Origin of the sequence: Blautia sp. MB18-30, assembly GCF_023669475.1 — a bacterium.
GTDB classification, from domain to species: domain Bacteria; phylum Bacillota; class Clostridia; order Lachnospirales; family Lachnospiraceae; genus Blautia_A; species Blautia_A fusiformis.
Genome location: NZ_JAMOYY010000014.1, coordinates 79,118 through 91,346 on the forward strand (window position 1 = coordinate 79,118; position 12,229 = coordinate 91,346).

Annotated in this window: 9 protein-coding genes and 1 tRNA gene; 7 read left to right on the plus strand and 3 right to left on the minus strand. The window is 42.6% G+C overall.

The window, feature by feature from the left end; all coding sequences use genetic code 11:
• The first annotated feature begins 5 nt into the window (after positions 1 to 5).
• Positions 6 to 1,025 carry a ketol-acid reductoisomerase gene (gene ilvC, locus NCY57_RS08655; protein ID WP_015526773.1) on the plus strand — a complete coding sequence of 340 codons (1,020 nt, stop codon included), beginning with the start codon at positions 6 to 8 and terminating at the stop codon, positions 1,023 to 1,025.
• A gap of 163 nt (positions 1,026 to 1,188) precedes the next feature.
• Here ilvC and NCY57_RS08660 read toward each other — a convergent pair whose 3' ends face one another.
• The 3 genes from NCY57_RS08660 to NCY57_RS08670 all read right to left on the minus strand — a co-directional run bounded on the left by NCY57_RS08660 (position 1,189) and on the right by NCY57_RS08670 (position 2,820).
• Positions 1,189 to 2,085, minus strand: coding sequence for a LysR family transcriptional regulator (locus NCY57_RS08660; protein ID WP_173739711.1), 897 nt, complete (start codon positions 2,083 to 2,085; stop codon positions 1,189 to 1,191).
• Between the two features lie 86 nt (positions 2,086 to 2,171).
• Positions 2,172 to 2,245 (minus strand) — tRNA-Pro (locus NCY57_RS08665).
• A 134-nt stretch (positions 2,246 to 2,379) separates the two neighbouring features.
• Entirely contained in the window at positions 2,380 to 2,820 is a 441-nt protein-coding gene (locus NCY57_RS08670) for a hypothetical protein (RefSeq protein WP_021652930.1), read from the minus strand.
• Between the two features lie 796 nt (positions 2,821 to 3,616).
• Here NCY57_RS08670 and NCY57_RS08675 point away from each other — a divergent pair.
• From NCY57_RS08675 to NCY57_RS08700, 6 genes are all read left to right on the plus strand, one after another.
• Entirely contained in the window at positions 3,617 to 4,822 is a 1,206-nt protein-coding gene (locus NCY57_RS08675; RefSeq protein WP_173739712.1) for a zinc ribbon domain-containing protein, read from the plus strand.
• Positions 4,823 to 5,031: 209 nt separating this feature from the next.
• A complete protein-coding gene (locus NCY57_RS08680) occupies positions 5,032 to 8,109 on the plus strand; it encodes a fucose pyrophosphorylase domain-containing protein (protein WP_173739713.1) in 3,078 nt (1,025 codons plus the stop codon).
• Between the two features lie 64 nt (positions 8,110 to 8,173).
• Complete coding sequence (locus tag NCY57_RS08685; protein ID WP_173739714.1) at positions 8,174 to 9,454, plus strand: glycosyltransferase family 4 protein; 1,281 nt, start codon at positions 8,174 to 8,176, stop codon at positions 9,452 to 9,454.
• Between the two features lie 15 nt (positions 9,455 to 9,469).
• Positions 9,470 to 10,054 carry an acyltransferase gene (locus NCY57_RS08690; RefSeq protein ID WP_173739715.1) on the plus strand — a complete coding sequence of 195 codons (585 nt, stop codon included), beginning with the start codon at positions 9,470 to 9,472 and terminating at the stop codon, positions 10,052 to 10,054.
• A complete protein-coding gene (locus tag NCY57_RS08695) occupies positions 10,051 to 11,154 on the plus strand; it encodes a glycosyltransferase family 4 protein (RefSeq protein ID WP_173739716.1) in 1,104 nt (367 codons plus the stop codon). Before NCY57_RS08690 ends, NCY57_RS08695 begins: the two co-directional genes overlap by 4 nt.
• A 6-nt stretch (positions 11,155 to 11,160) precedes the next feature.
• Positions 11,161 to 12,159, plus strand: coding sequence for a Stealth CR1 domain-containing protein (locus NCY57_RS08700; RefSeq protein ID WP_173733700.1), 999 nt, complete (start codon positions 11,161 to 11,163; stop codon positions 12,157 to 12,159).
• Positions 12,160 to 12,229: the final 70 nt, after the last annotated feature.

Below are 12,229 nucleotides of genomic sequence, written 5' to 3' on the forward strand. Positions count from 1 at the left end.
GTAAAATGGCAAATAAGATTTTTTACCAGGAAGACTGTAATCTTGGATTATTAGATGGTAAGACAATTGCGATTATTGGATACGGAAGCCAGGGACATGCACATGCACTGAACCTTAAAGAGTCCGGATGTAATGTAATCATCGGTCTTTACAAAGGAAGCAAATCCTGGAAAAAAGCTGAGGAGCAGGGCTTCGAGGTATATACATCTGCTGAAGCAGCTAAGAAAGCAGATATCATCATGATCCTGATCAACGATGAGAAACAGGCTGCACTTTACAAGAACGATATCGAGCCGAACCTTGAGGAAGGCAACATGCTTATGTTCGCTCATGGCTTCAACATTCATTTCGGATGCATCAAACCACCAGCATATGTTGATGTTACAATGATCGCGCCGAAAGGACCTGGACACACAGTAAGAAGCGAGTATCAGGCTGGTAAAGGTGTTCCTTGTCTGATCGCTGTAGAGCAGGATGCTACAGGTAAAGCTCAGGATATCGCACTTGCATATGCACTTGGAATCGGCGGAGCAAGAGCTGGTGTTCTTGAGACAACATTCCGTACAGAGACAGAGACAGACCTCTTCGGTGAGCAGGCTGTACTTTGCGGTGGTGTTTGCGCACTTATGCAGGCTGGTTTCGAGACACTTGTTGAAGCTGGTTATGACCCAAGAAACGCATACTTCGAGTGTATCCATGAGATGAAACTGATCGTTGACCTGATCTATCAGTCAGGATTCGCCGGAATGAGATATTCTATCTCCAATACAGCTGAGTATGGCGATTATATCACAGGACCGAAGATCATCACAGAGGATACAAAGAAAGCAATGAAGAAAGTTCTTTCCGATATCCAGGATGGTACATTCGCAAAAGAGTTCTTACTCGACATGTCCGATGCAGGTGCACAGGTACACTTCAAGGCTATGAGAAAATTAGCTTCTGAGCATCAGTCTGAGAAAGTCGGCGAGGAGATCCGTAAACTCTACAGCTGGAACGGCGAGGATAAGCTTATTAATAACTAAGCAAAATTTATTGCAGGTGCAATAAATTTTGCGCTACTCGAACGAAGCGCAGCGAAGTTTGAGTCAAAAAAGTCACACACGTAATACAGTGGCAGGAAACTTTTTTGAAATTTAAAATTCCCATCTGGTCGCAATGATCAGATGGGAATTTTTTTACATTCCTTTATTTATCCGGATGCTCTGTTTCATCATCAAAAAATGGCGCGATCAAAGCCGAATCAGCATCTTTCTGTCTGCATACAAACCCGATCTCACGCAGCGGAAAAGAAAATCCTACCGGTACTTCCACCAGAGTTCCTTCTTCCAGCTCTTTTTTTACAAAATCACGGATCACACATGCAATCCCAAGACCAATTTCCGCAAACTGGATCAGAAGATCCATAGTTGTTACTTCCAGAATATGGCTTAATTCCACATGATGTTCTTTCAGCTGAGTGTTCACGGTCTGACGTGTAATATTGTCCTCATCCAGCATCATGAAAGTTGCTGCCTGGATCAGAGGTTCATCCGGATAGAGCTTTTTCTGATTTTCCAGATACTGCTGTGTACAGACAAAGGTATCCTGGATTTTCAAAAGAGGCTGAAAATAATATCCCCGAAGCTTCTGCGGCCGTCCGATGAGTCCCAGATCGATTTTTTCCTCATCCAGAAGCTGCAGCGTCTGATAAGTAGACTGGCAGGAAATTGTGATACGTACATGAGGAAAACGTGCAATATAGTTTTCCAGGTGGGAGAGCAGTACATATCTGGTAAGAGTAGAACTGGCGCCCAGACGCAGCTTTGGAATGTCCCGGGAACGGTTATGGCGAATGGAATTTTCTCCTTCATCCAGAAGTGAAAGAGCTTCTTTTACTTTTTCAAAAAGAAGCTCACCGTCCGGGGTCAGAGTGACACCCCGGGAACTGCGTTTAAAAAGAATGGTATCCAGATTCTGCTCCAGCTTCTGGATCGCCTTGCTGATAGCAGGCTGACTGATATAAAGGTCCCGGGAACTGTGGGAGATACTGCCGGTACGTGCTACCGTATAAAAAATATGATAAAGAGACAGATTATCCTGCATGCAAAACCTTCCTTTCGAAAAATAGTAAGGTAATAAAAAAATCCGAAGTCATCAGACCTCGGAAATCCTTGAATTTGTTAGAAATATCGGGGCAACAGGATTTGAACCTGCGACCTCACGGCCCCCAGCCGTGCGCGCTACCAAGCTACGCCATACCCCGCAACGCATATAACTATAACATAAACGAATTGTAAATGCAACCATTTTTTGAGGAGAAAGATGGTTGTATGGATGATAATAAAGAGTGTGATCCCTTGATACTTTCATAGGCTTCACACTCTTTACATGATATGATCAGGCTGTCTGTATTGTGTTACCTGGGTCAGGTAAAATACCTCTTCCCTGAAGTACAACGACAAGAGTTTCTGTTGTGTCCTGTAAATTCTTGATATCTTTTCGGATATCCCGTTCTGCAAGCTTAACATCCAGTGAAAGGTCGTCCAGGCGTTTTCTGTTGGTATCACATTTCAGATCGATCATTTCAAGTCTGTTTTCTACCCGGTTGAAGCGGGCATCTATTTCATCAAAACGAACATCCATAGCATCAAGACGAGCGTCGATACCGTCAAAACGAACATCCATAGCATCGAGACGAGCGTCAATACCGTCGAGACGAGTATCCACTGCATCCAGTCTGGCGTCGATACCATCTAATCGGTTATTTATATTGCCCAGCTGGACATTGATCGGATTTATCATACCGGCTAATAATTCCAAATCTTTCTGATCTAGCATATGCGCATCCTCCTATAAAAATTGTACCGCATATTTCTCTGTGCGGATATTGTATCATGTTTCGAGTGTGAAGTCTATGAAATTATCAAAGAACAAAATGGACGGGAACAATAAGTTCTTAACTAGTATAATATATATAATAAGAAAAAACAAGACATATTTTTATATCTTTAATAATAATAGAAAATGCAGGCGAACTACCTGAAGAATAAAAAAAGGAGGCCGGGAGTTGTGCGGACTCCCGGCAAAAAAGTATGAAAAAGAAAAAGATTGTTTAGCATTTGCTATCTACAGTTAATAATATAGTAAAAAAATGTGTGCATTGTGTGAAAGGAAAATGAAGAGAATGTGAAAACTGCCGCTTAATGTTAGATTAAGCGACAGGACCTGAAAAAACCTGTATATAAGGAAATTCGCCATTTTTCTGACCACAAAAGCTGACCACTTATGACCATGAATCTTATAACAAGAAGCCTAATATTTCCCGCAAAATACAGGTCCCTGGGACTATACATCTGACCACTTATCATGACCACTTTTATATATTGATATGTATTTTTCTTTCTCTGATATATAAAAAGCTGCATAAAACGGCACAAAAAACGACATAATTGGACAGCTATGGCAGTTTCAGATCGCTTGACAAGCATTAAAGCGGATGTTATCATTACATATGGTTCAAAATCTTGGATCAAACAACAGAATAATCCGAAAAAATTACTGTCGCTTAATCTAACATTAAGCGACAAGATAATAATATTGGATAAGTTATATAAATAAACGGAAGGAAGAGAACATGCCGTCCAATACAGGCTACAGCATAACAACCAGAAGACTCCGACTTTGCTGCGGACATCCGGAATGGCTCAGGAAAACCCAGGATTTCTATAATGAAATTGAAAGCTTTTATTATGATCTTCTGCTGGCCCATGAGGAACTGGGAGAACTAGGGAGTCAGAAAACGCTTCGGGCCCTGGAAGTCCTGACCATTATGGGAAGAGACAAGCAGGTTCCACAGAATCCCCTTCCCTGGGGAAAAGTCCCATTGTATTTCAGGCGGGCTGCGATAAACAGTGCCATAGCCGCAGCAAAGAGTCACATATCCAGGCAAAAGTCCATTCCGGGGAGGAAAGCAGAAAAGCTTCATTCAGCAGTTACCTATTATAAAGGAATGTACAGAGATTTTTCCCATAAGGAAATCACACTGAAGGTATGGACAGGAGAACAATGGAAATGGATGAGATGCAGACTGTATGGCAGAGAATTTCCCGCAGAAGCAGAGCTGATGTCACCCTCAGTAACCTTTGAGAAGAAATATCTCATGCTGCATGTTCCCGTGAAGGAATTTACAGCAGACACTGCAACAGTAAAGCAGCGTATCCAGGAAGGGCGGAAGATCTGTGCCATCCAGTTTACAAACGGAGATGTTTTTGCTGTGGGGACAGTATGTGACGGCACAGGGAAGGAAACAGGTGTGAAATTCTGGGGCGGCGGAAAAGAATATACGCATCGCTGCGATCAGATCAGGAAGAAAATCGAGAAAGCCCGGAAATCTCTCGGCGGGGAAAAACAGCCCGGAGAAAACAGGAAATACTGGATGCATCTGAAGCATCTGTCGGAGCATTATGCCCATGAGATTAGTTCTCAGATCATAGGCTTCTGCCTGGAAAAGCAGGTTTCGCTGATCGTCCTTCCAAAATACAAAAAAGAATACACAGACTATGTGATGATCGGATCAGGAAACTGGAGCACTATGCATCTAAGCTCCGGGATCAGGAGCAATCTGCCCTATAAAGCATGGAAAAACGGCATTCTGGTCATTGAAACCTATGCAAAAGGGATATCCGAAACCTGCTCTGTCTGCGGTGCGCCAGTTAAGACAGCAAACCGCAAAACAGATGAATATACCTGTGAGAACGGGCACAGAGGAAGCCGAAGCCTGAACAGTGCCAGAAACCTGAGCCATAAATGTATTCTTCAGTTTGGAAAACAAGTGGTATGACCACTGTTTTATAGAGCGAGAGCGCAACTCAGCTTCTGCTACAGGCAGATGCTGACAGGTTGAATACCGCCTGTCGTGTCTCCCTTATCATAAGGAAGAGTCGGCCAAGAATTTCCGCCAGAAGCTTCGGCACAGCCGAGACAGCGGATAAGAGTATTCGAAGTTATGTAAAAAAGAGAAAGTATGAAAAGCAAAGGATAAGGAAAGCAATGAACACAGAATACAGGAAACTGAAAAATCTTTTTCTGCGGCAAAGCTGCCAGGATGCATGGGAAGACTATGCACGAAGCATCCGCAAAGTAAATTTTCCCAGATGGGACTATGTGATCCTGACCTCATCAAATGAAGAACAGGCCAGATCCTTCCGCAGCCAGATCGCAGACAGATTGGAACAGGGCGTACTGCCGGGATGGACAAAATATTTCGTGCTCCCGGATCCGGAAGGCAAGAGAGTAGGCTCCGGCGGAGCAACTCTGAATGTACTCCGATTTCTTTCGGAGGAAGAAGGACTCCGGGGAGATTTCCATAACAAAAGAATCCTTGTGATCCATTCCGGCGGAGACAGCAAAAGAGTCCCACAGTATTCTGTGTGCGGAAAGCTTTTTTCACCTGTACCAAGAGAACTTCCGGATGGAAGAGGTTCTACACTGTTTGATGAATTTCTCATCAGCATGGCAGGTGTTCCGGCCAGGTTCAAAGAAGGAATGCTGGTACTTTCCGGAGATGTGCTCCTCCTTTTTAATCCTTTACAGATAGATGCCCAGTTCCGCGGAGCTGCGGCGATCTCCATGAAATCTCCGGTAGAAGTGGGAGTCGATCATGGAGTGTTTTTGAATGATGGAAGCGACCATGTAAAAATGTTCCTTCACAAACAGCCGGCAGAAACACTTCGCAGGCTGGGAGCCGTGAATGGACAAGACTGCGTGGATCTTGACACAGGCGCCGTACTTTTGGACGCCGAAATACTGGAAACACTTTTTAGTCTGATCGCTGATGCATCAGGAAAAAAAGCAGATCCGGATAAATACGAAAGCTTTGTAAATGAAAAAGCAAGAGTCAGCTTTTACGGAGATTTTCTGTATCCGCTGGCGGCAGATTCCACCTTTGAACAATATCAGAAAGAAAAACCGGAAGGCGAATTCTGCACAGAGCTTTTTACCTGCAGAGAAAAAATATGGAAGGCATTAAGTCCTTTTCAGATGAAGCTGATCTGTCTTTCTCCTGCAGAATTTATCCACTTTGGGACAACGAGAGAGCTGCGTGCTCTGATGACAGAAGAAGTAACCGATTATGAGTTCCTTGACTGGAAAAAACACGTATTCACCAATGACTTGAATTGCCAGGGAGCTTTGCATACAGCACTGATCGGGCCGGAAGCAGACATCGAGGAAGGAACCTATATTGAAGACACCTGCCTTGAGGGAAGAACCTATGTCGGAAAGGGCGCTGTAGTATCCGGACTCTCCCTGAAGGATGTACATATACCGGCGAACACAGTATTTCACGGTGTGAAGCTGAAGGACGAGATCACAGAGCTTTGCGGCGGTCAGACAGGACGATGTGTGATCCGTACATATGGAGTCATGGATAATCCGAAGAAAACGCTGGAAGAACGAGGAAGCTTTCTGCGGGGAAACCTGGCAGATTTTCTTTCCGCCAATGGACTGGAGCCGGAAGATATCTGGACCGGCGAAACCCACGCACTCTGGAATGCAAAACTGTATCCGGTCTGCAAAACATTCCAGGAAGCAGCACAGGCAGGAAACCTTCTTGTAAAAATGAGCGAAGGACTTGCTGAACCCCGGCAGATCGAGAGCTGGAAAAAACAGCCGAGACTGAGTCTGGAAGAATCCTTCCGGTATGGAAATACAGAAAATATCCTTTCCTGGAAAAAAGATCTGGAAGCAAGGATCCTGGTGGCAGTATTTCTGGGAGAGTTGAAAAAAGGCGGACATTATATTCCTGCACTTAAGATCTTTGGTGAAAAAGAAATCCAGGAACGACATTACCATCTGCTGATGAAAGAAGCTGAAAAAGCAGATTTTTCACAGAAAATACGGATCCTGTATGCAGTATCACGTTCCATGAAATTTACTAAAAAATGCTTTGACGGAAAAACATACGATGTGCTGGAGCAAGAGTGTTTTTCTCAGATCCAGAAAGAGATCGCATCTCAGACGCAGCTGACAGGAAACTGCGGCTATACGATCGCAAAAGAACAGGTAAAGGTAAATTTGCCGGTACGTGTGAACTGGGGCGGTGGCTGGTCAGACACACCGCCATACTGCAACGAACACGGAGGAACTGTTCTTAACGCAGCAATCCTGCTGAGAGGCTGTGAACCCATCGAGGTAGAGATCCGGAAGATACCGGAATTACATATTGAGCTGGCAAGCACAGACACAGGTGCTTACGGAACAGCAGAAAGTGCAGAAGAGATCCAGGACTGCCATAATCCATACGATCCTTTTGCCCTGCACAAGGCAGCCATTATCGCCTGCGGGATCCTTCCGTTGGAGGAAAAGGCAGACCTGAAAAAGGTCCTGGAAAAAATGGGCGGCGGATTCTACCTTTCCACCTGCGTCAAAGGTGTTCCCAAAGGCTCCGGCCTTGGAACAAGCAGTATCCTTGCAGGAGCCTGCGTCAAAGCTTTTGCAGAGTTTCTTGGAGAGAGCTGGGATGACAGCCAGATCTATGATACAGTCCTCAACCTGGAGCAGATCATGAGCACAGGCGGCGGCTGGCAGGATCAGGTTGGCGGACTGACACCCGGAATCAAATTTATCACATCAAGACCCGGAATCCGCCAGCAGCTGAAGGTAGAAAAGGTAGAGATCTCGGAAAAAACGAAACAGGAGCTTCAGGAACGATTCGCTCTGATCTATACAGGCCAGCGGCGCCTTGCCCGAAACCTTCTCAGAGAAGTCGTAGGAAATTACATCGGCGGCCGAAAAGAATCTCTGGAGGCGCTGGATGAGATGCAGAAAGTAGCAGCACTCATGAAATTCGCCCTGGAAAAAGAAGACATCGACGAATTCGCAAGCCTTCTCAACCAGCACTGGGAAATCTCCAAAAAGCTGGATGCCGGCTCAACCAACACCTGCATAGACCAGATCTTCAGTGTATGTGAAGACATGATCGACGGAAAATTCATCTCCGGAGCCGGAGGCGGCGGTTTCCTGCAGGTAATACTGAAGAAAGGCGTCACACAGGAGATGCTGCATCAGAGGTTGAGAGAGGTGTTCCAGGATTCCGGGGTGGATGTCTGGAATGTGGAGTTTGTGTGAAGATAAGTTTTGAAAAACTTCATTTCTTAATAAGGAATGAAGTAAATTTGGAGGAATATAGCAGATGAAGAAAGAGAGCGCAGGTAAGAAAAATCTTCTGATTTATGCTCATTACTATATTCCAGATACTGCGTCAACGGGGCAGATCCTCCGTGAACTGGCGGAGGGTATGCTGGATAAATTTAACATCACAGTCATTTGTGTAGTGCCCAGTTATTTAGGGACGATTGAAGATAAATACAAAACAAAGAAATATTATGAAGAAGAAATCAACGGCGTAAAAGTGCTGCGGATCCGAGTGCCGGAATTTAGCAAGACCAATAAGAAGAGCCGTGTAAAAAACATCGTTTCTTATTTCTTTGGAGCAATGGGAGCTACCTTTAAGGTTGGAAAGATGGATTATGTGTTCTCAATTTCTCAGCCCCCTATTCTCGGCGGTCTTCTTGGCGTTTGGGGCAAATGGATGAAACACGCCAAGTACATTTATAATATTCAGGACTTCAATCCAGAGCAGGTGCTGGCCGTTGGCTATACCAAGAGCAAGTTCGTTACGGACGTTATGATGTGGTTTGACAAGTTCAGCTGCAAGAGAAGTGACTTGATCATCACAGTTGGGCGGGATCTGGTCGAGACGGTAGAAGGCAGATTCAAGGGCAAGAAAGTCCCGAAGACTGTCATGATCAATAACTGGATCGATGAAAATGAAATCTATCCGCTGGAAGCAGGCAACGAGAGAGTAGTTGCTTTTAAGAAGAAGTACGGCCTAGATAGCAAGTTTGTCATCATGTACTCCGGCAATATCGGTTTGTACTATGACCTTGAGAACCTGATCAAAGTGGTTGAGAAGTTTGGTGCTGATACCAAGACGGCAGATGGCCGAGAGGTTGTCTTTGCCTTTGTCGGTGCTGGTTCTGTGTTGAAAACACTGGAAGACTATGTGACCGAGCATCATATGGAGAATGTAGTTTTTATCCCATATCAGGACAAGGCAGACTTGATTTACAGTCTGAATGCTGGAGATGTCCACTGGTGTGTGAATGCGAAAGGCATTAAAGGCGTGAGCTGCCCGTCAAAATATTACGGGTTGGCTTCTGCTGCAAAGCCAGTAATTGGAGTGTTGGAATCTGGATCTGAGATTCGCTGCATTATTGAGGACACAAAGGGTGGCCTGTGTTGCGAGCCGGGCGAGTATGACCAGGTGGAAGAAAACATCAGCTGGTTTATTGAGAATGCTGGAAGTGAAAAGCTGAAGGCCATGGGAGCCAGAAGTCGGGAAAACCTTGAAAAAAATCTGACAAGAAACGTAAGTGTACAGAAGTATGCAGAAGAAATTCTGAAGCTGTAAAGGAGGCGAGAGGGAATGAATAGTAACTGGTTCAAGCTGGTTATGAAGATGACGAAAATTGAATATGGAAAGAACCTCTTGCTGAAAGGCGTACCAATCATCTTCAACAAAGGTGGTGCCAAGCTGAAGATCGGTGAGAACACCACGATTAAGAGCAGCTTCCTCAGTAATCTGGTTGGACTTTACAGCCGGACAATCATCGTTACCCGTGCACCTGGTGCAGAGATTGAAATTGGAGATAATGTGGGAATTTCAGGTGCTACGATTTACGCCCGCAAGAAGATCACGATTGGTGAGAATACCTGCATTGGTGGTAACTGCAAGATTCTGGATAATGACTTCCATCCTATTGAAACAGAAACCAGAAACAAACTGCTCCGGGATGAAAATGGTGGTGACAGTGATCTGGTGCCAAGCAGAGAAATCAAGATCGGTAAGAACTGTTTCATCGGGTGCAACAGTATAATCCTGAAAGGCACAGTGCTGGGGGATGGCTGCGTTGTCGGTGCCGGTGCTGTGGTATGCGGAAAATTCGAAGATAACTGTGTGATTGCTGGTAATCCGGCGAGAGTTATTAAGAGGTTGGAGGGCAATAGATGATGAAGAAAATATGTTTTATTGCTCAGTTTCCTCCTCCAATGCATGGCTTATCCAAGGCAGTTGAGACTCTTTATAATTCAAATTTGAATTTTGAGATTGATTCGCAAGGGGAGTTTGAATTTGAAAAGGTGGATATTACCAATAACAAGAACTTTATTAAGAATCTCCTGAAGATAAGCCGTAGCAAGGCTGATTTGTTTTATTTTACAATCAGCCAAACGAAAGGCGGAAATCTTCGGGACTTGGTCATTTTTAAGCTGTTGGAATTGCAACACAAGAAATGTTTGATTCATCTCCATGGCGGATATTATCGTCAGTTAGTCGATAACGATATGGCTGGCTGGCAACGCAAAGCAAATTATAAGGCTATCAAGAAACTATCTGGTGCGATTGTTCTATCAAACTCTCTGAAGAAGATTTTTGAGGGGATGATTGATGATGACAGGATTTTTGTCGTAGAAAACTGCGTTGATGATCAGTATTTGCTCACAGACCAAGAAATCGAAGAAAAGCTGAAAGCATTAGAAAATGAAAAAGTTCTTCATGTCCTTTGGTTGAGCAACTTTATTAGAAGTAAGGGATATTCATTCGTTCTTGAAATGGCAAAAGCCGAAAAAGAGCGTGTAGACGCTGGTGGAGAGAAAAGATTCCATTTTGATTTTGCAGGCAAGTTCTTTGAAGACAGTGAAAAAGATTACTTTGAAAGCTATATAAAGGAAAATGGGATGGAAGAGTACGTTACATATCATGGAATTGTGGGTGGCGAACAGAAGAAAGAACTTCTAAAAAAATGCTACATTTTTGCATTGCCGACTAGATATCCCAATGAAGGGCAACCTATTAGTATTCTTGAGGCAATGGGAAATGGAATGTTCATTATCACAACAGATCACGCTGGTATTCCGGATATCGTGAAGGATGGCGTGAATGGGATTGTGATATTTAATGAACAAAATAAGAAAATGATTTATAAAGAAATGCTTTATATTTCTGTCACTGATTTAAAGGCAATTTGTAATAATAATCGTATAATATGTCAATCACATTTTAGTGAAAAGAACTATTTGGGAAAAATGAAAGAAATATATAATAAATGGTGAAATATTATGAGTGAAAAAGCGGATATTGATTTTGTTATATTATGGGTAGATGATCAGGATCCAATATGGATAGAGGACAAAAATAAATATAAAGGTCAACAAGGAAATCATACTAATAATGAAGTGCGTTATAGAGATTGGCAAAATTTGAAATATTGGTTTAGAGCTGTTGAAAAATATGCACCTTGGGTTAGGAAAATACATTTTGTAACATGTGGTCAGAAACCTGAATGGCTTAATATAAATCATCCTAAATTGAACTTAGTCGACCATAAAGATTATATAGATGAAAAATATTTGCCCACATTTAGTTCACATGTAATTGAGCTTAACTTACATAGGATACCAGATCTGACTGAAAAATTTGTTTATTTTAATGATGATATGTTTTTGAACGATTATGTTAAACCGGAGGATTTTTTTTCCGAAACTACACCTAAAGATTGTGCAGTGCTAAATACTATAAAAATGGACAGAGAAGGAATTCCACATATTATTGTTAATAATTTATGTGTGCTTTCGGATTATTTTGATTTTAAACTTCAATTTAAAAAAAATTTAACTAAATGGATTAATCCAAGATATGGGAAATATATGCTAAGAACATTATTCTTATTACCATGGAAAGAATTTGCAGGATTTTATGAATTACATACACCATATTCTTATTTAAAGGAAACATTTAGAGAAGTTTGGGAAAAAGAAGAAAAATATTTGGAAGAGGTGTGTGAACATAAATTCAGAGATGACAAAGATGTAAATCAATGGTTGATGAGATACTGGCAACTTGCGAATGGAAACTTTGTACCGCGTTCTCCCGATTTTGGAAAAATGTATATTATAAATGATGATACGACCTTAATATTAAAAGATATAGAAATGAATAAGCATAAAACTATTTGTATTAACGATTCAAGTAAAATTTCGAATTTTGAAAAAACTAAATCAGAAGTGTTGAGAGCATTTGAAAAAAAATTCCCCCAAAAATCAAATTACGAATTATAAAAAGAGAGAGAATAACATGTGTAAAATAAGTATAGTGACAGTTTGTTATAATGCTGAAAGAAGTATAAAG

Excerpts from the sequence above, each read along its gene's own strand:
- ilvC (WP_015526773.1), top strand. The coding sequence starts at position 6 with ATGGCAAATAAGATTTTTTACCAGGAAGACTGTAATCTTGGATTATTA.
- NCY57_RS08660 (WP_173739711.1), bottom strand. The coding sequence starts at position 2,085 with ATGCAGGATAATCTGTCTCTTTATCATATTTTTTATACGGTAGCACGT.
- NCY57_RS08670 (WP_021652930.1), bottom strand. The coding sequence starts at position 2,820 with ATGCTAGATCAGAAAGATTTGGAATTATTAGCCGGTATGATAAATCCG.
- NCY57_RS08675 (WP_173739712.1), top strand. The coding sequence starts at position 3,617 with ATGCCGTCCAATACAGGCTACAGCATAACAACCAGAAGACTCCGACTT.
- NCY57_RS08680 (WP_173739713.1), top strand. The coding sequence starts at position 5,032 with ATGAACACAGAATACAGGAAACTGAAAAATCTTTTTCTGCGGCAAAGC.
- NCY57_RS08685 (WP_173739714.1), top strand. The coding sequence starts at position 8,174 with ATGAAGAAAGAGAGCGCAGGTAAGAAAAATCTTCTGATTTATGCTCAT.
- NCY57_RS08690 (WP_173739715.1), top strand. The coding sequence starts at position 9,470 with ATGAATAGTAACTGGTTCAAGCTGGTTATGAAGATGACGAAAATTGAA.
- NCY57_RS08695 (WP_173739716.1), top strand. The coding sequence starts at position 10,051 with ATGATGAAGAAAATATGTTTTATTGCTCAGTTTCCTCCTCCAATGCAT.
- NCY57_RS08700 (WP_173733700.1), top strand. The coding sequence starts at position 11,161 with ATGAGTGAAAAAGCGGATATTGATTTTGTTATATTATGGGTAGATGAT.